This is a genomic window from Negadavirga shengliensis, assembly GCF_042652345.1.
In the GTDB taxonomy this organism is placed as follows: Bacteria; Bacteroidota; Bacteroidia; order Cytophagales; family Cyclobacteriaceae; genus Negadavirga; species Negadavirga shengliensis.
Genome location: NZ_JBHSJJ010000003.1, coordinates 1 through 26,466, shown reverse-complemented (window position 1 = coordinate 26,466; position 26,466 = coordinate 1). Strand labels below are relative to the sequence as shown.

Sequence of the window (26,466 nt, the reverse complement as noted above, 5' to 3'; positions counted from 1 at the left end):
GCCTTCCCTTATTCAGGGCTCAGGTGAAAAACATATAAGGTCCTGATATAAATAAAAAATAAAGCCAGAATAAAGAACACCAAGCCGCCTACCAGGATTCCCGTTTTCTTCTCAATCCTCGATTCCTCCAAAGGTAACCGTGGTCTGTCTATGATTTGAATAAGAGGTGTGTTGTTTCTATGGTTGATCTTGGCAATTTCAAGGTTTTTCACCACTTCCTGGTAGACAGCACTTGACGCCTGGATATCCACTTGTCTGCTTTTAGCTTCCACCGTCCCCTGTTGCAAAAGTGGATTGGGATTAGGCACCCTATCCTGGAACTGGGCAAGGTTTTTAAGGCTCTCATCTAAAATCCGCCTGACACTATCCGCTTGATACTGTAAAATCGCCAAATTATCGGAGGTCTTTTTGGTCTTGGTTCTCAGATAAAAATGGTTTACGTTTTCTACCAGGTTCTCGTTAAAAGCTTTGGAAAAAGGTTCATCCTTAGAGGAAATGGAAACTTTAATGATGTTCAGTTTTCTGTCAGGCTTATCCACATTCAGGTTTTTCTTTCGGATCTCCTTTACGATCTCCCTGAGCACACTATCTTGCTGTACTGAAAAATCATCTCTCTGAAGGGAAAAGTCCAACCGGTCAAAATCGACTTTCTTCCGCCATTTTTTCGCCAGTTTATTGAAGGCGATATAGCGATCCACCAAAAGATCTTCCTCCCCGTCAAACGGACTCAGCAGGGTGGAAGACAACATGGATTCGGAACGGTAGAGTTCCATGATATTATCCCCTTTAAAAAGGCCGCTTTCCGAACCCAAAGACCCTAAATTGATTCCCAGCATGGAAGCTATACCGGAGAAATTCCCAAATCCACCCATATCCGATTCCTCAAGTACAAAGGTGGTTTCAGCAGTATAAACAGGTTTTTTGATAAGAGAAGCCAGCAGGCCAAGGAGGGCACCACAAACGGTTATTGCCAATATGGACTTCCATTGTCCGGCAAACACCTTTGTCCAGGAGCCAATTCTCAACACCAATTCCCTGAAGGTAATCTTATCGTTCACGATATGACGTTGGTCTTTCATAATCAATTAAAAATCTGCGTGATGAGAAGGGCTATGGTCGCCACTCCCGTTGTGATACCTACCAAGTCTCCGGGCCGGATGGGTACTTTTGGGCCTTTGGTGGGCACGATGATTTCTGATCCTGGCTCTATTTTAGGATAAATATTGAACACGACAAAATTTTTGGTCCTCGATACTTCTCCGTTGGCATAGACCACATAAGTCCGTTTCCGTTTCGCACGGTTATCAAAGCCCCCGGCCCGGTTGATATAATAATGTATCCCCCTGAAATTTTCATACCTTACCGTAGTCGGGTAGATGACATCACCCCTTAAACGGACCGTCTGAAGTTGTCTTGGAATACTGATAATATCACCCTCTTCCAATATAAGGTCGAATCTGGAACCCGGATTTTTCAGAATGGCATCAAGATCTATCGCAATGGCTTCTGTCTCTTTGATTTTAATGGGTCCAATACCCACTCTGGCTTCCGCAATTTCACTCAACACCCCGGTTCTGGCATCGATTATCTTTTCTTCTGTGGTCCCCCGCACATCCTCTTCTTCTGATATAAGATATCTGCTAAGCCTTTCTATCAAGCGGCTTTGGGATTCGGTAGGTTCCAAAAAGTCCAGGTTCAACCTTTCTAAGAGATCCTGTAAATTTCTCTCCCTCCTGATTTTTTCTGATTCGGTCTGATAAAACTCTGTTCTTCGTATCAGTGTAGCTCCCTTGGTATAGGCAAACCTTGTAAGGCCACCGGCCCTTTCTATAATGTCGGAAATTCTTTCTTCGGCATGCCTGACGGCAAATTCCCCAGGTGCTTTCACCTGGCCTTCCACTTGCACCATCTTTTCAAGCACAAAGTTGGTCTTTCGCCGGACCACCAGGTTGTCGAATGGCTTTAAAACCGTTGGATGCATCGATTTGCCCAAATCCAATTGTACATTTACGGGAAGAATCTGGGAAAAGTCCCTTCCTTCCGGATCCGTTGCTCTTCGGGCTATTTCAATGTCCGCGAGGGAAGCTGCTTCCCTCAGTCCTCCCGCCAATAAAATCAGGTCTTCGGCAGACATCCCTTCCGAATAGGGATACACACCCGGATGCAGCACTTCCCCGGAAATCCTCACATAAAATTCCTCGCTCAACTCATATATTGAAGGCACTCGGACTACATCCTCCGGCTTCAATGGTAAATCATCCTTTTTTCCGCTTCTTATCTCCTGATAGTTGACCTGGATGAGGCGGGTGGTCAAGTCTTCATTGGTACGCAACACCGTCACCCTGTTGAGATAAGCTTCCCCCCGCACGCCTTCTGCATTCTTTATCAATTGGGAAAGGGTAAGGCCTTCATGATAGGCATAATTACCTTCTCTAAACACAGCCCCCTTGATCTGTACCCTGTTGGTATACCGGTCCAACACTTTACCTATTTCATATTTATCACCCCCTTTTACCAAAAACATGGAGAACTGGTTCTGAAAAATATCGGAAACCGAACGTTCTTTGGAAGTGATCCGGGTCACGTTTACCCTCTCCCTAAAAGCTTCGTCTGTAAATCCGCCGGCAAATCCAAGTATATCCCTGAAGGTCTCACCCTCCTTGACTTCAAAAATCCGGGGACGCTTCACTTCTCCCCTCACTTCCACTCTGCCCTCAAAAGGGGGTACCATGATAATGTCCTGATCCTGTAAGTGAAGGTTTATCCCGGTATTCCCTTTTGTCAAAAAATCATAAACATCTATTTCAGCAATAACTTTATTTTGGCGTATCAGTTGGATGTTTCTCATGGTGCCATTGGCATTGGGCCCCCCGGCGGCGTATAATGCATTAAAAACGGTGCTGAATGCACTGAGGGTAAAAGTACCCGGGAGCCGTAATTCTCCTACCAAGTTTACCTGAATGGTCCTGACATTGCCTAGACTCACCTGCATAAAGGTGTTGGGACTAGCGCCGGTCATGCCGGTATAATACCGTGAAAGCCGGTTTTTGATCACTTGGGTGGCCTCTTCAATGGACAGACCGGAAATGTTGATGGGGCCAATGTTTTCAAGGATCAAGTTGCCTTCCGGGGTAACGGTCGCTTCATAATAATTTTCGGACTGCCCGTAAACATCCACATAAATCATATCGCCGGGACCGATGATGTAATTCTGCGGCGTCGGCATATTCAGATTAGGTTCAAAGGTGAGTCTCCTGTCCTTGCTATAGAACAGATCCATTCCAAAATAATCCACCGCCTCTGTTCTGTCTCCAACTTCTGACCGGGGCACCAATATGCCTTGGGTAATTTCGTTCAAGTTACTTTGTTTCCTGGGTTTTCTGGTTGAAGCCGAAGTGGCGGTTCTGGAAGAAGATATTTTCAAATCCATGCTCTCCAGCCTTTCCCGAAGCTTTTCAATTTCCTCTTGCGGAACCCCCCGTATCTGCGCCATTTGGATCAATTCATTTTCCGATAACCCTGCTTCCTTTGCTCTTTCCACCAATAACTGAATTTGCTCGTCAGACAGGTCATCAACTTTTATGGATGAAATATCCTGTAGCGACTGTCCATTGACATTCAGGAAACAAATAACCAATACGAAAACAAGCATAAAAAACTTCGGGCCCACATACAGACCAACAATCCCAAGATTCACCTTCATGTAGTTATTTTTTTCAGATTATATACAGCTTCGCCACACCACTCCCAACAGGATTTCCCTATACAGGATGGTCTTATTTTCAATAATATAACTTTAGCGACCGTAAAGATAATTATTACAATCTTTTTGGAACCAATCTTTAGAATTAAATATCGAACGCGAAAAAGAGGGGTCTGAAGGCTGGATATAAAAAAAGCAGGTCCCAAATAGAACCTGCTTCCCAAACTACATACAAACAGCTACCTAAGGCAATAAAACCCTGTCTATCACATGAATTACCCCGTTAGTCGCATGGACATTCAATAACTCGGCAATCAATCCTGCATCATTGATTTCAAGATCTCCCAGATTAACCCTTAACGTTTCGCCTTCCAACAGGGTGGGAAGAGTAGTGCCATCCCTTAGATCTTGGGAGAATGCCCTGTCAGGAACGACGTGGTAAGTCAAAACATCCGTTAATGTTTCCAGAGGTATATCTTGATAACCATTTACTCCCAGTGTTTCATAAAGTGCTTCAAAAGCAGCATCGGTGGGGGCAAATACGGTAAGGTTATCATCGAACCCGCCGCTCACAGCGTCAACCAAATTCGCCCTTGCCAAAGCACCTACCAGCTGGGTAAATTGAGGGGTTTCGGATTCAGCAAAGCCTACTGCTATTTCGGCTATGGACTGTGAAGGAGGAATAAGTACGTAATCCAAAACATGAATAATACCATTTTCCGCCTCGATATCGGTGTCCACCACTTGTGTATTTCCGTTTATCCAAATTCCTCCTTCAGTATCCACACTAACAAAAAAGGGGGAGCCCTCCAAAGTAGTGACTCTTCCTGCCTCTACAGAGGAAGAAGGAACACTGCCCTGTACCACATGATACGCAAGTATAGTGGACAGGTCAGGTGATTCCAAAAGCGCTTCAGCTGTTAGATTATTGTCTTCCAAAAACTTTTCAAAGGCCGTATTCGTGGGAGCGAACACCGTCAAGGGACCTGGAGCGCTTAAGGCATCTGCCAAATCAGCTTTTACCACGGCCTGCACCAAGACGGAAAACTGATCATTGTCCTGAGCCACTTCCACAATATTCTTGCCGGCCGGTGGTTGAGGAGAAGGTTCGTCATCAGAACATGAAAAAACGCCAAGTGAGGCTGCCATTGCACAAAACCAAATGAAATTTCGGTTTTTGATATTGATTTGCTTCATGATTATATATCGGTTTAGTTTTAAAGGAGAATTCAATATCATAACATGAAAGTAACCGTACGGTTTTGGGACTGATTACAAACAACCTGTTTATATAAATAAGAAAATCAAATATATATACTAAAACCAATGTATATACATTCAAAAAATTCGAAGCATAAGGGTCATCTCTTCTCTTTCAAGGGCCATCAAAAAAGCCGGGCCATTCAACAACTGGCCCGGCTTAAAGGTATTCTTTGCGGATATCCGCTTTATTTCAAAAGCTCCCCGGCCAACCAATCTCCTACTTCCGATGTTTTATAAGCTTTTCCGCCCTCTGCCAGGTCTTCGGTAACGATGCCTTTTTCCAATGAAAGGTTCACCACATCAGAAATCGCGTTGGCCTCATCCTGCAGGTCAAATGCGTACTCAAACATCATTGCCGCTGAAAGCACTGTGGCAAGTGGATTAGCGATATCCTTGCCAGCAGCCTGGGGATAAGATCCATGAATTGGCTCAAAAAGCTTGGTTTTGGTGCCGATCGAGGCAGAAGGCATGAGACCCATTGAACCGCTGATGACAGAAGCTTCATCGGTAAGGATATCACCGAACATATTTTCTGTGATCAATACATCATAGGCTTTGGGCCATTGGATCAATCGCATAGCTACAGCGTCCACAAACTCATATTCCACCTTTACATCAGGATATTCCGGGGCAAGTTTCTGCACAGTTTCTCTCCATAGCCTGGAGGTGGCCAGCACGTTGGCTTTATCTACGCAGGTAAGCAATTTTTTTCTTTTCAGGGCAAATTCAAATCCCATTCTGGCCAATCTTTCTATTTCCCCCACAGAATATACGCAGGTATCAAAAGCTTTGGTCCCTTGTTCATTTCTCCCTCTGGGCTCCCCAAAATAAATCCCCCCCGTGAGTTCTCTTAAAAAAACCAGATCGGTACCTTCGATCCTGTCCTTCTTCAAAGGTGATTTGTGCAAAAGAGAAGGGAAAGTAAAAGTAGGCCTTACATTGGAAAAAAGACCAAGTTTTTTTCTCATTTCAAGCAGACCCTGTTCCGGACGTACTTTGGCGGAAGGGTCGTTGTCAAACCGAGGATCGCCAATCGCTCCAAAAAGCACGGCATCCGAGCGGAGACATACTTCGTGGGTTTCATCAGGATACGGGTTACCGACTGCATCTATGGCCGCAGCGCCGGTAATGGCTTCTTCAAAAGTTACTTTGTGTCCGAATTTGTTGGCAACAGCCTTGACGACTTTTACCGCCTGATCGACTACTTCCGGTCCAATGCCATCACCAGGCAATAGGGCTATATTCATTTCCATAAGGATTCTTTTTTTCTGATTTTGTAATGGTGTTTATTTGTTCTATTATGTTAAGCATTTTTTCGGTGGCTTTCATTGCCGCGATGGTCTGGTCACTGTCCAAGCCTTTGGTTTTGAAAATCCTCCCTTTAAGGTCCCAGGTCACCACGCATTCCACAAATGCATCGGTTTTGCCACCGGGAGGAATGCTGATGTGAAAATCGGTAAGCTTAGGAAGTTCTTTGCTGAGTGATTTATAGATTTTCTTCAAGGCCTTCATAAAGGAATCGTACTGTCCGTCCCCTGAAGCATTCTGCTCATAAAATTGGTCAAAAATCTTCATCCTCAACTGAACTGAGGGCCGAAGACCTTTAGAGTGTACCATATGGTAGCCGTCAATCACGATGTTCTTTTGGATAGAATTGTTCTGAAGCACATCGGAAATAATATAAGGCAAATCTTCCGTGGTCACTCTCTCCTTTTTGTCCCCCAGTTCAATGATTTTTTGGGTGACCTTGGCCAGCTCTTCCGGTTCAAGGGAGATTCCCAATTCTACCAGGTTCTTTAAAATATTGGCTTTCCCGGAGGTTTTACCCAGCGCATATTTGCGGGTTCTGCCAAACCTTTCAGGAAGCAAATCGCTGAAATAGAGGTTTTTCTTATTGTCACCATCGGCATGTACTCCCGCCGTCTGGGTGAAGACGTTCTCTCCCACTACAGGCTTGTTGGCAGGGATACGCAATCCCGAAAACTGTTCCACCAGCTTGCTTATCCTGTATATTTTGTTTTCCTGGATGTTCAGGGAATAATCCGTAAAATCTGATATCACCGCCACCACTGATTCGAGGGGGGAGTTACCCGCCCGTTCCCCCAGACCATTGACTGTGGTATGGACACCTTTGGCACCCATTTTCACTGCTTTCAGCACATTGGCCACGGAAAGGTCATAGTCATTGTGGGCATGAAAATCAAAATGGACTTTTGGATATTGCTGTATGATCAAAGCCATAAATGTCTCCACCTCTTCCGGACAAAGCAATCCCAGCGTATCCGGAAGCATCACCCTTTTCACATTCAGCTCTGATAACAACCCGACGAGTGCCATGGCATATTCCCGGGAATTCCTCATGCCGTTGCTCCAGTCTTCCAGATACACATTGACGTCAATACCACGTTCATTGGCATAGGCAATACACTCTTTAATCTCATGGAAATGAATTTCCGGGGTTTTCTTTAACTGGTGGGTAAGGTGGTTCAAAGAACCCTTTGTGAGCAGGTTCATGACTTTAGCCCCTGCTTCCACAATCCAGTCTACCGACATAGGGGTGTCTACAAAACCCAGGACTTCAACCCTGTCGAGCCATCCCTTGTCTTTGGCCCAGTGCGTGATTTTTTTGACCCCTTCAAGCTCTCCCTCAGAAACCCTGGCAGACGCCACTTCTATCCTGTCCACCTTCAGTTCTTCCAAAAGCAACTTGGCTATCTGGAGTTTCTCTGAAGGAAGGAAAGACACTCCTGAGGTCTGCTCCCCATCCCGGAGTGTGGTATCCATGATTTCTATTTTCTTTTTTCTGCTCATTTACAATCAATTAATCTGATCAATAGGCTTCAGGATGCCGACCTGCACTGTAGTAAAAAGAACGAGACCAGGAAAAAATGCTAGGCGTTTTTTGCAGCAAACGTCTGGATATCTTCTCTCAGGTTCAATAAATAATCTATATCATCAAAACCGTTTTTAAGATTCTCCTTTTTATAAGCATTGATATCAAAAGACTCGGACTTCCCTGTTGAAAGAACGGTAATGGTCTGTTTATCTATATCCACTTCGACTTCTGTATGAGGATCTTTTTCGACCTCTGCAAACATCTCTTCCGCGAACTCGGGGCTTACGGTTACCGGCAGAACCCCGATGTTCAGGCAGTTATTCTTAAATATGTCAGCAAAGAAACTGGAAACCACACATCTGAAGCCATAGTCATAAATGGCCCACACCGCATGCTCTCTACTGGAGCCCGAACCGAAGTTTTTTCCCGCCAGAAGAATTTTGCCTTCATAAGTCGGATCATTGAGAACGAAGTCCGGTTTGGGGTTACCTTCACTGTCATAGCGCCAATCTCTAAAAAGATTGTCTCCGAAGCCTTTCCGCTCAGTGGCCTTCAAAAACCTCGCTGGAATGATCTGATCGGTATCTACATTTTCTGTGGGCAGAGGCACCACCCTGCTTTTCAACACATTGAATTTATCGTATGGCATAGTTTTTCTTTTTCAATTACTAAAACAAATCCCTTGGGTCGGATACTTCTCCGGTAATGGCTACTGCGGCCACGGTAAGGGGGCTTGCCAGGAGCGTTCGTGAACCAGGACCCTGTCGGCCTTCAAAGTTCCTGTTAGAAGTGGACACGGCATATTTACCTGACGGGATCTTATCATCGTTCATGGCCAAACAGGCAGAGCATCCCGGCTGACGCAGCTTGAATCCGGCCTCTTCCAACACGGCTACCAGTCCCTCCTCTATGGCTTTCTTTTCTACTTCCCTGGAACCGGGAACAATCCAGGCGGTGATGTTCTCCGCTTTCTTCTTTCCTTTCACAAACTCGGCCACAGAACGGATGTCCTCTATCCTTCCATTGGTACAGCTTCCCACGAAAACAAAGTCTATTTTTTTGCCCTTCATGGGTTCACCAGGCTTAAAGCCCATGTAGTCCAGGGACTTCAGGTAAGATTTCATTTCGTTTCCACCCATTCCGTCGGTGGTTGGGATATTGTCCTTCACCTTGATCCCCATACCCGGATTGGTGCCATAGGTGATCATGGGTTCTATATCTGCGGCATCATAATGATACTCTATATCAAATTCCGCGTCATCGTCTGTTTTCAAAGCACTCCATTTTTCCAATGCCTTGTCCCATTCGGCTCCCTTAGGTGCATATTGCTTTCCTTTTAGGTATTCAAAGGTGGTTTCGTCAGGAGCAATCAATCCTCCCCTGGCGCCCATTTCGATACTCATGTTACATATGGTCATCCTTGCTTCCATGCTGAGGTTGCGGATGGCGCTGCCCGCATACTCGATGAAATATCCTGTGCCTCCGCTGGCAGAAATCTGGGAAATGATATACAGGATAATGTCCTTGGAAGTAACGCCTTTGCCTAACTCACCGTCTACAGTGATTCTCATTTTCTTAGGCTTGGATTGCATGATGCACTGGGTGGCTAAAACCATTTCCACTTCGGATGTCCCTATTCCAAAAGCTATGGTGCCGAAAGCCCCGTGAGTAGAGGTATGGCTGTCCCCGCAGACAATGGTCATACCCGGCTGGGTGATGCCCAATTCCGGTCCGATAACGTGTACAATACCGTGGTGATCTGTACCCAGGTCATGCAATTCGATACCGTATTTATGACAGTTTTCCCTCAGTTTCTCCACCTGCATCCGGGAAAGCCTGTCCTTTATCGTCTTGTCCTGATCGATAGTCGGGACGTTATGGTCCGGAGTGGCTACCGTCCTTTCAGGAAACATCACCGTAGTACCTCTGTTCTCCAGATTCAGGAATGCCACAGGACTGGTTACTTCATGGATAAAATGCTTATCTATAAAGAATACGTCCGGACCGTTCGGGATGGATTTTACCACATGCGCATCCCAAATTTTATCAAATAATGTTTTCTTCTCCATTATGATTTTATTTGTGCCAATATCAATTGACGGGTAATTTATTCAAGGCATCCACAAATGCCCTGGCCGAAGCCAATACTATATCAGTTTCCGAAGCAAAACCATGATAGGGTTTTTCCTTATGCATCAATCTCATGTGTACTTTGCACACATCATCGCTTCCTTTTGTTATGGCCTGAATAAGGAATTCATCCAACACCACTTGATGCTCGATGAGTTGCTTGATCGATTTGATCACGGCATCTACCGGACCATTTCCTTTTGAAGTAGCGGTCAATAATTTCCCTCCTATGGTCAGACTGACTGTAGCGTTTGCCTCTTCACCGTCTCCTCTTTGATATTGGATTTCTTCAAGCGTGATGAACTGTGAATTGTCAATATGCTCGCCCAATAACGAAAGAAGGTCTTTCCTGCCTATATCCCTTTTTGTGTCTGCCAGGGAAAGGAAATCTTCATAGATTTTATCCAGTTTTTCACCTTCAAAGCTGTATCCCAAAAGACCAAGGTGATGTTTAAGAGCAGCCCTTCCGCTACGTGCCGTAAGCACAATGGAGGATTCCTCCACACCCACCTCTTTAGGATCTATGATCTCATAATTTTCCCGGAATTTCAATACCCCATCCTGGTGGATGCCCGAAGAATGTGCAAAGGCATTTCTTCCCACAATGGCCTTATTCGGCTGAATGGGCATATTCATCAGTTTGGAAATGATCCTACTGGTCTCGTAGATCTTCCTGGTATTGATATCTGTGTAAACGGGTATTTCCTTATGGCATTTAATGGCCATCACCACTTCTTCCAAAGAGGTGTTGCCCGCCCTTTCTCCTATGCCATTTACTGTGACCTCAACTTGTCTGGCCCCGTTTTGGACACCGGATAAGGTATTGGCCGTGGCCAGACCAAGATCATTATGGCAATGGGTGGAGATGATCGCCTGATCAATGTTGGACACATTTTCTTTCAGAAAACGGATAAGTGCTCCGTATTCTTCGGGAAGACAGTAACCAGTCGTATCGGGAATATTAACAACTTTCGCTCCGGCTTTGATCACTTCCTCCAATACCCTCGCTAAGTATTCCTTATCGGCCCTGCCCGCATCCTCTGCATAAAACTCCACCTCTTCCACCAGGTTCTTCGCAAATTTCACTGCTTTAACCGCCCTTTCCAGCACGGCTTCCTGGTTGCTTCGGAGCTTATATTGTATATGGTAGCCGGAGACTCCTATTCCGGTATGTATTCTGCCTTTTTTGGCGTACCGGAGGGAATCCGCGGCCACCTGTATGTCTTTTTCAACTGCTCTGGATAACGCACAAATGGTGGGGCGGCTTACCGCTTTGGAAATTTCCATTACAGAGTTAAAATCTCCCGGGCTGGATATGGGAAATCCTGCCTCGAGGATATCTATCCCCAAAGCCTCCAACGCCTGGGCCACAATGATTTTTTCTCTGGTATCCAATTGACACCCGGGAACCTGCTCTCCATCCCTCAACGTGGTATCAAATACCCAAAGCTTTTCTGACATATTGTATTAATTATTCTCTGGTCTCAGTTTTCTCACCACAGCACCGGCTTGCCACATTTCAGACTCTCTCAACTCCTTCAATTCCTCTTCCAGTTTGGCCCTGTAATCAGACTTACTGTTAGACTCTATGGATTTGGCGGCTTCTTTACCGGTTTTGACGCTGTTGTAAAGTTTTTCAAACACTGGCTTGCTCGCATCCCTGAAAGGCTTCCACCAGTCTAATGCTCCTCTTTGGGCCGTGGTGGAACAGTTGGCATACATCCAGTCCATTCCGTTTTCCGCTACCAAAGGCATCAGGCTTTGGGTAAGTTCCTCCACCGTTTCGTTGAAGGCCTCCGAAGGACTGTGTCCATTGGCTCTCAACACTTCATACTGCGCAGCGAAAATCCCCTGAATAGCTCCCATCAGCGTACCTCTTTCACCTGTAAGATCAGAGGTTACTTCTTTGTAGAAATCTGTTTCGAACAAATAACCGGATCCTACGCCGATGCCCAATGCCACTACCCGGTCCCTTGCTTTGCCGGTGGCATCCTGATATATGGCATAAGAAGAGTTCAACCCCCTACCTTCAACAAACATTCTTCGTAATGAAGTTCCTGACCCCTTTGGAGCCACCAAAATAACGTCTACATCTTTTGGAGGTTCAATGCCTGTCTGGTCTTTATAGGTGATGCCGAAGCCGTGGGAAAAATACAGGGCTTTACCCGGAGTAAGGTGTTTTTTTACCGTGGGCCAAAGGGCAATCTGTCCTGCATCCGACAACAGAAACTGAAGAATGGTACCCCTTTCACAGGCCTCTTCCAATTCAAAAAGGGTTTCACCGGGAACCCAGCCATCGGCAACAGCTTTATCCCATGTCTTGGAACCTTTTCTTTGACCTACAATGACATTGAATCCGTTATCCTTAAGATTAAGTGCCTGGCCGGGTCCCTGGACTCCATAACCCAAAACCGCTATGACTTCGTCTTTCAGAACTTCTTTGGCTTTTTCAAGGGGAAATTCCTCCCTTGTTACAACGTTTTCTTCAACTGTACCGAACTTCAGTTTCATAATGATATTTTAAAATTTAATGGATATTATAAATATTTATCGATGGTATCCATCGGTTTGGCCACAGCCACTCTTCCTGACCGGACAAACTCCAGGACATTAAAATCCTTTAATACTTCCAATAACTCCTGGGTATCTTCTTTATGACCAGTCATTTCGATGACCACAAAATCCTTTTCAGCGGAAATGATCCGCGCATTGTGTTGCCTGATAACTTTTTCCAGTCCCGGATCCAAGCTGTCGATAGGAATTTTATACAAGGCAAGTTCCTGAAAAACCATTTCATCATCCACGTAATAGAAAGCTTTGATCACATCAATGATCTTCTCGATTTGCTTGGATAATTGGATAATTTGCTCTTCTGTCGTCGTCACCACAATGGTGATTCTGTATATTCCCTCTTCTCTGCTTTCAGATGCGGTGAACCCGTCGATATTGATCCCGCGTCTGGTAAATATGAGAGTGATCCTACTGAGAATCCCGATAAAATTTTCCGTAAAAACAGAAATGGTATATCGTCGCTTCATGTTGTTTAACTAAGTCTTATTTCTTCTACTGAGCAACCCGATGCAATCATCGGGAACACATTGTCCTCTTTTTCCACCACCACTTCCAAAAATGACGGGCCTTCATGAATAAACATTTCAGCCACAGCCTGTCTTAAATCTTCCCTTGTGTTTACTTTTTGGGCTTTGAAATTATAAGCCTCGGCGATCTTGAGGAAATCAGGATTCTCAAGTTCCGTAAACGAATAGCGCTTGTCAAAAAACAATTGCTGCCATTGCCTTACCATCCCCAGGAAATTGTTGTTCAACAAAACCACCTTAACAGGGGCTTTGGTCTGCATGATGGTGCCCAATTCCTGGAATGTCATTTGGATACCGCCATCACCCACCACACAGATCACCTGCCGGTTATAATCGTGAAGCTGGGCTCCTAATGCCGCAGGCAGGGCAAACCCCATGGTCCCCAATCCCCCGGAAGTCACCTGGGTACGGGTTGTTTTATATTCAAAATACCTCCATGCCACCATCTGATGTTGTCCCACGTCGGTAACCAAGATGGCATCGTCCGCTTTAAATTCGTTGATATGACGGATCACTTCACCCATGGTCAGGCCTACTTTTGTGGGTGAAAGGTCATTTCCAACAACCACCCGCTTCTCCTCCGCCTCCAGTTCCCTGAACCGTTCTATCCATTCCGGATGTTTCTTTTCATGTATCTTCGCGGTAAGCTTGGCCAGTGTCTCCTTGCAGTCTCCCAAAACGGGCACATGACATTTAACGTTCTTATCGATTTCGGCAGGGTCCAATTCCAAATGGACAACCTTGGCCTGTCTTGCATAGCGTTTTAGGTCTCCGGTAACCCTGTCGTCAAACCGCATCCCCACAGCAATCAAGACATCACACTGGTTGGTCAACAAGTTGGGACCATAATTGCCGTGCATACCCAGCTTCCCGACGAAATTAGGATGGGTTTCCGGCAAAGCCCCTGTTCCCAATAAGGTGCATGCAGCGGGTATCCCTGATTTTTTCAGGAATTTTGCCAACTCTTTTTCGGCCTTGCCTATAATTATCCCCTGCCCAAAAATGACATAGGGTCTTTCTGCACTATTGATCAGATCCGCAGCCTGGTCAATGTACTTATCTTCTACCTTGGGATACGGCTTATAAGACCTGATATTCAGGCAAGGAACATAATTAAATTCTCCCAAATCAACCTGGGCATCCTTGGTGATGTCTATCAATACAGGCCCCGGTCTACCCGACCTGGCAATATGAAAACCTTTTGCTATGGCCGGGGCAATATCCTCTACCCGCCTAACCTGTATATTCCACTTCGTGCCAGGCATGGATATCCCCACTACGTCTGTTTCCTGAAAAGCGTCTGTTCCCAACAAGTGGGAGGCCACCTGCCCGGTGATACATACCAAAGGCGTACTGTCTATCAAAGCATCTGCGAGCCCCGTAAGCAAATTGGTTGCTCCCGGCCCGGAGGTCGCCATGCAGACCCCTACCTTTCCCGAGACCCTCGCATATCCCTGCGCGGCATGGATAGCGCCTTGTTCATGTCTGGTCAGAATATGCTGGATTTGATCCACATAATCGTAAAGGGCATCGTATACGGGCATTATAGCCCCGCCCGGATAGCCAAATATGTATTTGGCATTTTCGGCTACCAGTGATTTGATTACAATCTCTGCCCCCCTAATTCTGGTATCGTTCATAATCGGTTAACCTTTATCAGTAATACATCCTTCAGATGCCGTAGATACTAACTGAGAATACTTTTTTAGCGTTCCATTCAAATAGCTTAAATCTTTGTTGACCCAACTTTTCCTTCTGACTTCGAATTCTTCTTCAGAAACGTTACAGTTGATCTCCAAACTATCAGCATTGATGGTCACGATGTCCCCGTTTTTCAAGAGTCCGATGGGACCGCCTGTATAAGCTTCAGGAGTGACATGACCCACCACAAAACCATGGGTGCCTCCGGAGAACCTGCCATCTGTAATCAGTGCCACGTCGGATCCCAATCCGGCACCGATAATGATGGAGGTCGGCTTCAGCATTTCCGGCATTCCCGGGCCCCCTTTCGGCCCCACATACCGGATGACAACCACATCGCCTTTTTCCACTTCAAGGTTTTTCATGGCTTCATTGGCCTCCAATTCACTGTCAAACACTTTAACGGGACCGGAAAAGACTTTCCCTTCTTTTCCTGAAATCTTCGCCACTGAACCTTCAGGTGCGAGATTACCGGTAAGTATACACAGATGACCGGTTTCTTTTACCGGATCTTCCAAAGGATTGATGACCTCTCCTTTTTCGGGTGTCATGGGGGAAACATCGGCCAGGTTTTCCGCTAATGTTTTCCCGGTAACCGTCATGCAATCCCCGTGCAACAATCCTTTGTCGAGCAAATACCTCATGAAGGCTGGCAAGCCGCCTTGTTCGTGCAGGTCTTCCATCATGTATTTGCCGCTGGGTTTAAAATCACCCAAGACCGGTGTTTCGCTGTTGATCCTTTTGAAATCCTCCAGGGTAAATTCCACTTCAGCCGTCCTTGCTATGGCCAGTAGGTGCAGTACGGCATTGGTACTCCCGGCAAGGGCCACTACTACCCGGACCGCATTTTCTAGGCTTTTTCTGGTCACGATATCTCTTGGCTTGATATCTTTTTCCAAAAGCCCGGCGATGTACTCTCCTGCAAGTTCACATTCTCTTTTTTTCTCTTCCGAATTTGCTGGATTTGAGGCACTGTAGGGAAGCGAAAGTCCCATGGCTTCAATTGCGGAAGACATGGTATTGGCTGTGTACATTCCTCCACAGGCCCCAGCACCGGGACAGGCGTTTTTTATTACGCCTATGTAATCTTCATCATTTATTTCATTTTTGATACGCTTACCGTATGCCTCAAAGGCCGACACAATATTCAGCTTTTCGCCTTTGTATTTACCTGATCTGATCGTGCCTCCGTAAACCATAATGGATGGGCGGTTTACCCTAAGCATACCCATTACGGCACCCGGCATATTCTTATCACAACCTGCTACCGCTACAATCCCATCAAAAGAATGACCCAATATGAATGATTCTATCGAATCAGCTATGATCTCCCTGGACGGCAAACTGTAACGCATGCCCGTTGTGCCCATTGAAATCCCATCACTGATCCCTATTGTATTGAAAACCAATCCAGTCAGCCGGGATTTCTCAGTAGATGCCTTAATTACCCTTGCAAAATCGTTCAGGTGCATGTTGCAGGGGTTGCTTTCATACCCGCAACTTGCGACACCTACAAAGGGCTGCTTCATCTTCTCATCAGAAAGACCGGTTGCGTACAACATGGCCATAGAGGCCGGGTTTTCCTGATTATCACTGACTTCCCAACTGTATTTCTTAGAATTGCTCATCAATTTTATTTTTTATTCCTGATAGCTTATAAAAAAAAGTGCTTCAATCAAATGAAGCACTTTATTGTTTTTTCTTGTTTTTTTACAATAGTTCAGCGCTTCATCATTAACTAAATGACGATGACGATCAAGACGACTAGGCTGACTATTCTTAACATGACGTATTTCCAATTTGCTGGCCCAAAGGCAAGGACTTAGTTTTATTATGCAATATTAAAACCCTTATCCCAGACTTACAATATTTTATTTCATTTTTTAATTTGAAATAAAAAGAAACGCGTATCTTTTTATTTCAACAAAGGAACATAAATTTATTATTCTTTCTGTTGAAGAATATAATTTCTAAAATTTTATAAACATTTTTAAATACGAAATAATATTCCGATATCAAAATCAATAACGCTATCAGGTTATTTTTCTTTATATTTCAAGGCTATGCCGCTAACTTTTGCAAAATTATAAAATTTTTTGCCTTTTTTTTAAAATCGGTTTTCGATAACAGACGATAAGCTCATTTATTTTTACTTTTGTCCCTAATCATTAAACGTTAAAGAAATACATGCTTGCTTTTCCAAATGCCAAAATCAACCTGGGGCTCCATGTTATTGACAAAAGAGGGGACGGTTATCATGAAATTGAAAGCTGTCTTTATCCTATTCCCCTCCACGATGCTTTGGAAATCAACGTGTCGAAGACACCGGCCTTTAAGACTTCCGGTAATCTCATTCCCGGTGACCCGGAAGAAAACCTGATTCTGAAAGCCTACGAGTTACTTAAAAAAGATTTTAAAAGCCTTCCTGCAGTTTCCATCCATCTCCATAAAGCCATTCCTATTGGCGCTGGATTAGGGGGAGGGTCTGCGGACGCGGCCTTTGCATTGACCTTGATGAACAAGCTCTTTGAACTGTATTTGGACGATTGGATGTTGGAGGAATATGCTTCTAAACTTGGCAGTGATTGTCCCTTTTTTATACAAAACCAACCCAAACTTGTCGGAGGCAGGGGAGAGGTTATGGAACCTGTTCAGCTTGATTTAAGCGGAAGCTGGATTTACCTCATCAACCCCAATATCCATATCAGTACCAAGGAGGCCTACGCAGGAGTGAAACCGAAAGCACCTGAATTGGTTTTGGCCCAGCTTCTCCCTCAGAAAGATAGCTGGAAAATGCATCTTACAAACGACTTTGAGGAGGGGATTTTCTCCCGATATCCTGAAATCGCCGGATTAAAAGAGATATTATACGACTCCGGAGCCTATTATGCATCCATGTCAGGTTCCGGGTCCAGCGTATTCGGACTTTTCTCCCATGTTCCCAAAAAAATCACTCTGCCGGATCACTATTTTCAATTTTGCAAGCAAATGTGATTCATTATTGCAGTCTCCTTAAATGTCGGGTCATTTTTCTCCTTTGGACATAGTGAATAAAGGGATACAAGCAAACGGAGCCTACAATAATCAATGTTCCCCAATAAAACCCCGACGTCATTTTTTCCTTTTCGCCAAAAACCATGACGGCCAGCAAAATCCCGTAGACGGGCTCCAGGTTTACCGTCAGGTTGATGGCAAAAGCCGTCAGCCTTTTCATCAATTCCACCGAGACTGAGAAAGCAAATACGGTGCATACCTGTGACAGCACCAACAGCCAGAACCAGTCCCATCCCTGAGGCACAAAGCTTGGGCTGTCCGAAGCAAAATAGCGTACATAAAAAGGCAGAAATAAAACAGAGAATAATCCCGCGCCCGCCATCTCATAGAAAGTAATAACATAGGGGTGGTGCTTTTTGGCAAAATTACCGTTGATTACGGTGAAGCAAGCACCGGCACAAGCGGAAACAACTGCCATGCTCAAGCCCAACCAATAGCCGGACTCTACCTGGAATATAATGTATAGCCCCAGTATCGCCACCAAGCCCAGGCACACCTCATACCATTTTATGCTTCCCTTATTTGCCATAGGCTCGATAAAAGCTGTCCAAAGAGAAATGGTGGCCATGCCTGCCAGTGTAACCGAAGCGGTAGACACCTGCGCCGCCCAAAAAAACAATATCCAGTGAACCCCTATTAAAAACCCGGTTCCTATCACCTTTAAATAGTCCTTCAGGGGCAGCCTGAACCTGATTTTTTTATAGGAGAATATCACCAATAAAGCAATCATGGCCATTAGCGTCCTGTAAATTACAATTTGCACGGAATCTAGGCTGATCAACAGCCCAAGTACGGCAGTGAATCCCCAGGCCAACACTACCATATTCAACCAGAAGTAATCTCTCAGCAGGTCTTTGTTGTCCATTATCTGGGAACGGTTTTGTAAAGTACCATGCCCGTGACCGCAAATACTATATTGGGAATCCATACGGAAAGGACCGGATAGGCAGTACCTGCTTCCGCAAAAGTCCGTGAGAGCAAAAACAAAATAATATACACGAAAGCCAACAGGAACCCCAAGGCTATCTTGAATCCTGAGCCTCCCCTGGTTTTCTTGGCGGAGACAATCACGCCTATAAAGGTGAGAATGATGGCGGCAAAAGGTGACATAAACCTCACATATTTTTCTATACGGTAAAAACCGATATTGTCAGCGCCCCGGTCCTCCAATATCCGGATCTGTTCATTGAGTTTTGGGAGGGTGAGCGTTTCATGGTGATTCAGGGGCAGATCAAAATCAGCAGGAGAAATCGATAATACCGTATCCATGGATTCTCCGGCAGACCATTCCTCGTGCATGTCCCTAAGCTCCCTTAATCTCCAGTTTCTCACACTCCAGGCATTTTTGGTGGTATCCCAGACTATCCTGTCGGCTGACAGCTTGGATATCAGCTGGCCGTCCTCTATCTGTTCCAAAGTGAACGCATACCCCATGTTGGTAGAGGTATAATACCTTGATAGATAGGCATAGGTATCAGGTGCAATTTTGATATGGATGTTTTGTTGGTCAAAATTCTGCTGTTTATCAAGGTATTTGACCTTAAATTCAGATACTCCGGCTGTGGCTACGGGAAGTATCCAGCCGTTCAGAAAGAAGCTGACCACCGCTATCAATAAAGCGGATAAGATAAACGGCACCAACATCCTTACAAAGCTCACGCCGCTGCTCAGGATAGCTATGATTTCAGTCCTGCCGGCCATTTTGGAAGTGATGAATATCACAGAGATAAAAACCGTTATTGGGGTCAGCAGGTTATTAAGATAAAGTCCGTAATTGAGCATGTATTGGAGCACCTCCGGAGTGGGCACTTTGTTGCGGATATACGTGTCGTTTTTTTCCGTAAAATCGAGCACCAACACAATAAGGATCAGCATCAAGACCACAAAAAGGTATGTCTTGAGAAAATCCTTGATGATCAATTTATCGAGCAGTTTCATTCTTCACAATATGGCTTTAAGGTATCTACGCTATAGGGCCTCCCCGGGGTTTCCAAATTGTCTATAGCCTTCTGCTGACTGTTTCCACCATTTGGTTCTTCCATTCCAAAAACCCACCGGACCGGATTTTCTCCCGGGCCTGCCCTACCAACCATAAATAAAACGATAAATTATGAATACTTGCGATTTGTGCGGCGAGAATTTCTTTGCTGATGGTAAGGTGTCTTAAGTAAGCTTTTGAATAAAAATTGCTCACATGGCTATGAAAGCCTGCATCCACCGGAGAGAAATCATCCTTCCATTTTTCATTCCTGATATTGATGATACCTTCGCTGGTAAACAGCATCCCGTTTCTTGCATTCCTGGTAGGCATTACACAATCAAACATGTCTATCCCAAGGGCTATCCCCTCCAATACATTGGCCGGTGTGCCCACCCCCATAAGGTATCTCGGTTTATCCACAGGAAGAATATCTGTGACGTGGTCCGTTATTTCATACATCATTTCCGCTGGTTCTCCCACCGAAAGCCCTCCGATGGCATTACCCTCTCTCCCCTGTTCCGCCACAAATTCCGCTGAAATTCTCCTTAAATCCCTGTAGGTACTTCCCTGCACAATGGGAAAAAGCGTTTGGTTGTACCCATACCGGCTTTCAGTACTGTCAAACTGCTGTATGCACCTTTTTAACCATCTATGGGTCAGTTCCAAAGACTCCTTGGCATAACTCCATTCACAAGGATAAGGGGTACATTCATCAAAAGCCATAACAATATCCGCTCCTATAACGCGCTGGATATCCATCACGCCTTCGGGCGTAAAGTGGTGCCTGGAACCGTCGATATGGGATTTAAAAACTACCCCCTCTTCTGTGATCTTTCTGTTTTCGGCGAGCGAAAACACCTGATACCCCCCACTGTCTGTTAAAATGGGACCCGTCCATCCGTTGAACTTATGGAGGCCTCCCGCTTTTTCCAAAATTTCGAGTCCCGGTCTAAGGTATAAATGATAGGTATTGCCTAAAATGATCTGTGCCCTGATATCATAGGTCAATTCTCTTTGGTGCACGGCCTTAACAGAGCCTGCAGTGCCCACGGGCATGAAAATAGGGGTTTCTATTTCACCATGATCCGTTTTCAGTAGGCCGTTCCTTGCTTTACATTGGGTATCCTGATGCTGGATATTAAATTTCATTCCACAATTCCTTTGAAAAATCCCTGTTTTCCTTATTATATTTGAAGGGACAAAAATAGTCGCTATTCCCCAAACGAAACGAGGTTTTTGATATTATCTTTACTTTCCTACTGAAATACCCGCTATGGAGAACATATTATGGTTGTTATTTTTTATTGCAGCGGCAACCCAGTTTTTGTATTTAACCTTGGTATTCGGAAGGGTGGCTTTCGTATATAAATTTGTTGACAAAGGAGAGGATGAAAAAAAACCCGAAGGAGTTTCCGTCATCATTGCCGCCAGAAATGAAAGGGAGCATCTTGAAAAACTCATACCTGAACTTTTCAGGCAGGACTATCCGGTTTTCGAGGTGGTGGTGGTAAACGACCGCTCCACTGACGATACTGAAGGCCTTCTCCGGGAATTGTCCGCCCATTTTCCCTTATTGAGGCCCGTAAATATTCGTTATACCCCTGATCACGTTACCGCCAAAAAATATGCCCTTACCTTAGGCATCAAAGTTTCCAAACATGACGTTTTACTGCTTACGGACGCGGACTGTAAACCCGTGTCTACCAAATGGGTACGGTTGATGTCTGCCCCCGTCCGCAACGCCAACAAAATTTTTGCCCTTGGCCATGGGTCATACCTCAACCAACCGGGTATTTTGAACAAAATGATACAGTTTGAAACCATGCTCACCGCCTTGTACTGCTTTTCTTTTGGATTGTGGCGGGCTCCCTTTATGGGGATAGGGAGAAACCTGTGTTACCGAAAAGACTTCTTTATGGAACAAAAAGCTTTCAAAAATCTCTGGCACATTGAAGGGGGGGATGATGACCTGTTTGTCAACCGGCATGCTAACAAAAAAAATACCGCTGTGGTGATCCATCCTGAAAGCATCACCGTGTCCATCCCCAAGACCAGTTTCAGAGATTATCTGGTCCAAAAGAACCGGCATTTTCATGCCGGAAAATATTATAAACCCAAAGATAAACTAAAACTGGGTGTTTATTCGTTTAGTCACTTGGTATTCTGGGGAACAGCTTTAATAGTATTGGTTAATAGCCGCTCGTGGGAACCAATTACCTTGGTGATTGGGTTAATTTTGTCAAGGGCCTTTTTGCAGTATGCAGTGATGAAGGGGGCCCGGAAAAAGTTGGAAGGTGCGGGAAAGGTCTTATGGACGATGTTTTTCGATTTAATGTATATGATCTATTTTTGGATCGTGGGAACAAAAGGTTACCTGTCAAAAACAGTTAGATGGAAATAAATGATAGAGGGTTTTCTGATAAGGCACTGGAGGATTTCGAGCTGATTGATAAAGCAGTCATGGAGAAAGACCAACAGGCTTATGCTACCCTGATGAAACGTTACAAAAAAGCCGTGTACTTTATGGTGCTGAAAATGATCCGGGATGCCGATGATGCGGAAGATTTAACCATGGAAGCATTTGCCAAAGCCTTCAGGAACCTCCATAAATTCAAGAAGGATTATACCTTCAGCACATGGCTGTTCCGAATAGCCACCAACAATACCATTGACTTTATCCGGAAAAAAAAGCTGAAGACCATGAGTCTCAACAATACGCTTACGGATGATGGGGGCAACGCGGTCAACATTGACATCGAAGATGATGATAATAATCCTCAGGACGAATACATCAAAACCCAACGCAAAGAGATGGTGCGGATCTTTGTGGATAAACTTCCGGCAAAATACCGGAAATTGGTTAAACTGCGGTATTTTGATGAACTTTCCTATGATGAGATTGCGGAAGAGCTGGACAAACCTCTGGGTACCGTCAAGGCGCAGTTGCATCGCTCCAGAGAACTATTGTATGAAATCGCCCAAGGCAAAAACAAGCATATCTGATTTTTTATGGAATACGATCACCTGTTAATCCAAAAATATTTCCCAGACCTTAATGAAGAACAGCTAAGCCAGTTTCAGAAAATGGGAGCGCTCTATAAAGGCTGGAATGAAAAAATCAATGTCATCAGCAGAAAGGACATTGATTTTTTTTACCTGCATCATGTGTTGCACTCATTAGGCATCGCCAAGGTGATTCAGTTTGAACCCGGCACAAAAATCCTGGACATAGGAACCGGAGGTGGCTTTCCCGGAATTCCGTTGGCTATCCTCTTTCCGGAAGTATCTTTTCATCTGGTGGATTCCATCGGAAAAAAGATCAATGTGGTAAAAGATGTGGTAAAACAACTGAAACTCAGAAATGTGGAAGCTCAGCAGGTTAGGGCGGAGACCTTAAACCGCACCTACCATTTCATTGTCAGCAGAGCCGTTACCCAGATGGAAAAATTTTACCCCTGGGTGAAGAAAAAGTTCAAAAAAGAGGATTTTAACGAGTTTCAAAACGGCATTTTTTATCTAAAAGGAGGTGAAGTAGATGAAGAACTGGAATCCCTGCATTTATCCTATGTTACCTATCATTTGGAAGATTATTTCAAAGAGGATTTTTTTGACACCAAAAAGGTGATCTATATCCCTTATGAAGGGAAAAGATAATGTACTTTGGTCATGCAATCTGAATCACTTTCCCGAACACAAATGATTCGGGAAAGTGATTTGCCTTATTTCTTCTTATACACCAGCTTTATAGGAACTCCCTGAAAATCAAAATTTTCTCTCATCCTATTCTCAAGATAGCGGGTATATGGCGCCTTGATATACTGAGGAAGGTTGCAAAAGAACGCAAAAACGGGATTTTTTGTAGGCAGTTGGGTAATGTACTTGATTTTGATGTATTTGCCTTTGTAAGCCGGTGGCGGATACTTCTCTATTTCCGGAAGGATTTTGTCGTTTAGTTTCGAGGTGGCAATCTTTTTGTTTTTGTTTTCATATACGGCCATTGCTAATTCCATTGCCTGAAATATACGCTGTTTGGTAAGCGCTGAAGTGAATATAATCGGTATCCACTTGTTTTCTCCCAATTTCTCCATCATGTCATCCTTAAATGCCTGCATGGTCTTATGGTCTTTTTCTATCAGGTCCCATTTGTTCACCATAATCATGAGCCCTTTATTGTTTTTGATGGCCAACGATATGAGGTTAACATCCTGGGATTCCAGCCCCCTGGTAGCATCCACCATGACGATCACCACATCCGAATCCTCTAAAGTACGCAAGGAACGCATAACTGAATAAAATTCTATATCTTCCTTGACTTTGGCTTTCTTCCGGATCCCTGCCGTATCGGTAAGGATAAAATCTTTATTGTACAACTTGTACCGGGTGTGGATAGCATCCCTGGTAGTGCCTGCCTCGTCGGTTACAATTGACCTTTCATTTCCCAATAAAGCATTCAGAAATGACGATTTACCGACATTGGGACGACCCAAAATGGCAATTTTTGGTATTCCCGCATCCGGGTCCTCCTCTCCTTCTTCTGAAAAACAGGAAACCACCTGATCCAACAAGTCCCCGATGCCGCTTCCACTGGTAGCGGTGATGGGATAAATTTGCTCCACCCCCATTCCCAGAGCATAAAACTCGTTGGCCATTAACATCTTTTCCATATTGTCTGCCTTATTGGCAGCAATAAAGATGGGCTTGTCGGTTCCCCGAAGTTCATTGGCAAACTCCTTGTCCAAGCCGGTCAGTCCATCATGACAATCTACAACAAAGAGGATCACCGATGCCTCTTCAATGGCCAGCTTCACCTGCTTTCGGATCTCCTTTTCGAAAACATCATCCGATCCGGTCACGTATCCGCCCGTATCTATCACAGAAAAGAACTTACCGGACCATTGGGCATGCCCGTAGTGCCTGTCTCTGGTCACGCCGCTGAGATTATCCTCAATGGCCTTTCTTTCTTCCACCAAACGGTTAAAAAGCGTGGATTTCCCCACATTAGGTCGCCCTACTATTGCTACTATATTGGCCATTCTCTATTGGTTTTTTACTGGTCGTAACCGAACCTTCTTAATTTGTTTTTATTTTTTCTCCAGTTTTCTTCGACCTTGACGAAGGTCTCCAAATAAACTTTTTTACCAAAAAATTCCTCCAAATCCTGCCTTGCCTCTATTCCCACTTTCTTCAGCGCTTTCCCTTTTTCTCCGATGATAATGCCTTTTTGACTGGCTCTTTCCACAAATATAAGTGCCCGTATCCTGATGATGTCCTCCTCTTCGTCAAACTCCTCTATGCTGACCTCAGAACTATAGGGTATTTCTTTTTTATACTGTGTGAAAATCTTCTCACGGATGATTTCGGAAGCAAAAAAACGTTCCGGCCGGTCACTTAGTTCCTCCTTATCGTAATAAGGCGGATGATGCGGCAGCCTATCCAGAATCTCCTGGAGGATTTTAATGAGGTTGAAATTTTCCTTTGCGGAAACGGGGATGACCATTTCCGCGTTGATTCGTTCTGTCCAGTAAGCCGTCACCTTTTCCAACTGATCCTCTTTGGAAAGGTCGATCTTATTGATGACCAAAATTACAGGTACACCTGCTTTGTTGATTTTTTCTATGGTTTCCTCAATGTCCTCATCCGTTTCAAAAAGATCTGTCACAAAAAGTATCACATCCGCATCCTCCAAAGACAGGTTGACGAAACCCATCATGCTTTTGTGAAGTTCGTATTTGGGCTTGAGCATGCCCGGGGTATCAGAAAAGACAATTTGGTAATCCTCATGGTTCATCAGTCCCAATATCCGGTGGCGGGTGGTTTGGGCTTTGGAGGAAATGATGGAAAGCCTTTCTCCCAGCAGCGCATTCATCAGAGTGGATTTCCCCACATTGGGTTTTCCAATAATGTTGACAAATCCTGCTTTGTGTTTATTTTCGGCCATGAATTGGATATTTTTTTACAAAGGTACTTGAATTTTGATTAATTCTCCTTACCTTTGTACCACAATATCGCGGGATGGAGCAGTTTCCCGAAATGCTTCGGGAGAGGGTTCGCTCGTCGGGCTCATATCCGCCGCGGCGGACACAGGTTCGGGTCCTTAGTGAATTGACATAGTTGATAAAAAATATATCGCGGGATGGAGCAGTTGGTAGCTCGTCGGGCTCATAACCCGAAGGTCACAGGTTCGAGTCCTGTTCCCGCTACTATAAGCCAGACAGAAATGTTTGGCTTTTTTTCTTATTGGACAACTTTTTTAATTGAAAACTATGTATACGGTTTATGCACTTTACAGCGCAGACTTTGACAAATTGTATATCGGCTACACTTCAAATCTTGAGCAAAGGCTGAAATCACATAATGAGTTAGGTAAAAAAGACTGGACAAAAAGATACAGACCCTGGATTCTAGTCCACTCCGAATCTTTTCAGGATAAAACCTCAGCCATAAGAAGGGAAAAAGAACTCAAAACCGGCAGGGGAAGGGAGTTCCTCCGAAAGCTCATCCCCAAAAACTAAACCAGCTCCACGGGCTCATATCCGCCGCGGCGGACACAGGTTCCCCCGATAGCTATCGGGGCTGTTCCCGCTACTATAAGCCAGACAGAAATGTTTGGCTTTTTTTCTTATTGGACAACTTTTTTAATTGAAAACTATGTATACGGTTTATGCACTTTACAGCGCAGACTTTGACAAATTGTATATCG

Annotated in this window: 22 protein-coding genes and 1 tRNA gene; 6 read left to right on the top strand and 17 right to left on the bottom strand. The window is 44.7% G+C overall.

Going from position 1 to position 26,466, the window contains the following annotated elements; all coding sequences use genetic code 11:
• Positions 1-8 precede the first annotated feature (8 nt).
• The 12 genes from ACFPFU_RS05370 to ilvD form a co-directional block, all read right to left on the bottom strand.
• Positions 9-1,079: an exopolysaccharide biosynthesis protein gene (locus tag ACFPFU_RS05370; protein WP_377062286.1), complete on the bottom strand. Its 1,071-nt coding sequence runs from the start codon at positions 1,077-1,079 to the stop codon at positions 9-11.
• Between the two features lie 2 nt (positions 1,080-1,081).
• Positions 1,082-3,652: an SLBB domain-containing protein gene (locus tag ACFPFU_RS05365; protein ID WP_417574881.1), complete on the bottom strand. Its 2,571-nt coding sequence runs from the start codon at positions 3,650-3,652 to the stop codon at positions 1,082-1,084.
• A gap of 294 nt (positions 3,653-3,946) precedes the next feature.
• Positions 3,947-4,900 carry a fasciclin domain-containing protein gene (locus ACFPFU_RS05360; RefSeq protein WP_377062282.1) on the bottom strand — a complete coding sequence of 318 codons (954 nt, stop codon included), beginning with the start codon at positions 4,898-4,900 and terminating at the stop codon, positions 3,947-3,949.
• A gap of 251 nt (positions 4,901-5,151) precedes the next feature.
• Positions 5,152-6,219: a 3-isopropylmalate dehydrogenase gene (leuB, locus tag ACFPFU_RS05355; RefSeq protein WP_377062280.1), complete on the bottom strand. Its 1,068-nt coding sequence runs from the start codon at positions 6,217-6,219 to the stop codon at positions 5,152-5,154.
• Positions 6,188-7,777 carry an alpha-isopropylmalate synthase regulatory domain-containing protein gene (locus ACFPFU_RS05350; RefSeq protein WP_377062279.1) on the bottom strand — a complete coding sequence of 530 codons (1,590 nt, stop codon included), beginning with the start codon at positions 7,775-7,777 and terminating at the stop codon, positions 6,188-6,190. Before ACFPFU_RS05350 ends, leuB begins: the two co-directional genes overlap by 32 nt.
• 80 nt (positions 7,778-7,857) lie before the next feature.
• The gene (gene leuD, locus ACFPFU_RS05345; RefSeq protein WP_377062277.1) at positions 7,858-8,451 is read right to left on the bottom strand and encodes a 3-isopropylmalate dehydratase small subunit; all 594 of its coding nucleotides are present in this window, start codon (positions 8,449-8,451) and stop codon (positions 7,858-7,860) included.
• A gap of 19 nt (positions 8,452-8,470) precedes the next feature.
• Positions 8,471-9,871, bottom strand: a complete 1,401-nt coding sequence (gene leuC, locus ACFPFU_RS05340; protein WP_377062275.1) for a 3-isopropylmalate dehydratase large subunit — start codon at positions 9,869-9,871, stop codon at positions 8,471-8,473.
• 22 nt (positions 9,872-9,893) lie between these two features.
• Positions 9,894-11,393 carry a 2-isopropylmalate synthase gene (locus ACFPFU_RS05335; RefSeq protein ID WP_377062273.1) on the bottom strand — a complete coding sequence of 500 codons (1,500 nt, stop codon included), beginning with the start codon at positions 11,391-11,393 and terminating at the stop codon, positions 9,894-9,896.
• Between the two features lie 6 nt (positions 11,394-11,399).
• Positions 11,400-12,443 carry a ketol-acid reductoisomerase gene (gene ilvC / locus ACFPFU_RS05330; protein ID WP_377062271.1) on the bottom strand — a complete coding sequence of 348 codons (1,044 nt, stop codon included), beginning with the start codon at positions 12,441-12,443 and terminating at the stop codon, positions 11,400-11,402.
• 26 nt (positions 12,444-12,469) lie between these two features.
• Positions 12,470-12,970, bottom strand: coding sequence for an acetolactate synthase small subunit (gene ilvN / locus ACFPFU_RS05325; protein WP_377062269.1), 501 nt, complete (start codon positions 12,968-12,970; stop codon positions 12,470-12,472).
• 5 nt (positions 12,971-12,975) lie between these two features.
• Positions 12,976-14,670, bottom strand: coding sequence for a biosynthetic-type acetolactate synthase large subunit (gene ilvB / locus ACFPFU_RS05320; protein ID WP_377062267.1), 1,695 nt, complete (start codon positions 14,668-14,670; stop codon positions 12,976-12,978).
• 6 nt (positions 14,671-14,676) lie between these two features.
• Positions 14,677-16,359: a dihydroxy-acid dehydratase gene (gene ilvD, locus ACFPFU_RS05315; protein WP_377062265.1), complete on the bottom strand. Its 1,683-nt coding sequence runs from the start codon at positions 16,357-16,359 to the stop codon at positions 14,677-14,679.
• Between the two features lie 559 nt (positions 16,360-16,918).
• On the opposite strand from ilvD, the gene ispE reads away from it, so the two are divergent.
• Positions 16,919-17,725 (top strand): 4-(cytidine 5'-diphospho)-2-C-methyl-D-erythritol kinase, encoded by an 807-nt coding sequence (gene ispE / locus ACFPFU_RS05310; RefSeq protein WP_377062263.1) that lies wholly within the window; start codon positions 16,919-16,921, stop codon positions 17,723-17,725.
• Positions 17,726-17,729: 4 nt separating this feature from the next.
• Here the strand turns inward: ispE and ACFPFU_RS05305 are convergent, their stop codons facing one another.
• The 3 genes from ACFPFU_RS05305 to tgt all read right to left on the bottom strand — a co-directional run bounded on the left by ACFPFU_RS05305 (position 17,730) and on the right by tgt (position 20,915).
• The gene (locus tag ACFPFU_RS05305; RefSeq protein WP_377062261.1) at positions 17,730-18,650 is read right to left on the bottom strand and encodes a DMT family transporter; all 921 of its coding nucleotides are present in this window, start codon (positions 18,648-18,650) and stop codon (positions 17,730-17,732) included.
• A complete protein-coding gene (locus tag ACFPFU_RS05300) occupies positions 18,650-19,723 on the bottom strand; it encodes an LptF/LptG family permease (RefSeq protein WP_377062259.1) in 1,074 nt (357 codons plus the stop codon). Before ACFPFU_RS05300 ends, ACFPFU_RS05305 begins: the two co-directional genes overlap by 1 nt.
• Before the next feature lie 61 nt (positions 19,724-19,784).
• Entirely contained in the window at positions 19,785-20,915 is a 1,131-nt protein-coding gene (tgt, locus tag ACFPFU_RS05295) for a tRNA guanosine(34) transglycosylase Tgt (protein WP_377062257.1), read from the bottom strand.
• A gap of 124 nt (positions 20,916-21,039) precedes the next feature.
• Between tgt and ACFPFU_RS05290 the strand changes: the two genes are divergently transcribed.
• From ACFPFU_RS05290 to rsmG, 3 genes are read left to right on the top strand one after another with little or no spacing between them, the layout of a single operon-like run.
• Positions 21,040-22,167, top strand: a complete 1,128-nt coding sequence (locus ACFPFU_RS05290) for a glycosyltransferase (RefSeq protein WP_377062255.1) — start codon at positions 21,040-21,042, stop codon at positions 22,165-22,167.
• Positions 22,158-22,769 carry an RNA polymerase sigma factor gene (locus ACFPFU_RS05285; RefSeq protein ID WP_377062253.1) on the top strand — a complete coding sequence of 204 codons (612 nt, stop codon included), beginning with the start codon at positions 22,158-22,160 and terminating at the stop codon, positions 22,767-22,769. Before ACFPFU_RS05290 ends, ACFPFU_RS05285 begins: the two co-directional genes overlap by 10 nt.
• A gap of 6 nt (positions 22,770-22,775) precedes the next feature.
• On the top strand, positions 22,776-23,420 hold the full coding sequence (gene rsmG, locus ACFPFU_RS05280; RefSeq protein WP_377062251.1) for a 16S rRNA (guanine(527)-N(7))-methyltransferase RsmG: 645 nt from the start codon (positions 22,776-22,778) through the stop codon (positions 23,418-23,420).
• Positions 23,421-23,485: 65 nt separating this feature from the next.
• On the opposite strand, the gene der is transcribed toward rsmG, so the two are convergent.
• Positions 23,486-24,799, bottom strand: coding sequence for a ribosome biogenesis GTPase Der (der, locus tag ACFPFU_RS05275; protein ID WP_377062249.1), 1,314 nt, complete (start codon positions 24,797-24,799; stop codon positions 23,486-23,488).
• Between the two features lie 14 nt (positions 24,800-24,813).
• The gene (era, locus tag ACFPFU_RS05270) at positions 24,814-25,704 is read right to left on the bottom strand and encodes a GTPase Era (protein ID WP_377062247.1); all 891 of its coding nucleotides are present in this window, start codon (positions 25,702-25,704) and stop codon (positions 24,814-24,816) included.
• Positions 25,705-25,893: 189 nt separating this feature from the next.
• Here era and ACFPFU_RS05265 point away from each other — a divergent pair.
• Positions 25,894-25,966 (top strand) — tRNA-Met (locus ACFPFU_RS05265).
• 63 nt (positions 25,967-26,029) lie between these two features.
• A complete protein-coding gene (locus tag ACFPFU_RS05260) occupies positions 26,030-26,278 on the top strand; it encodes a GIY-YIG nuclease family protein (RefSeq protein WP_377062245.1) in 249 nt (82 codons plus the stop codon).
• The last annotated feature ends 188 nt before the right edge of the window (positions 26,279-26,466 follow it).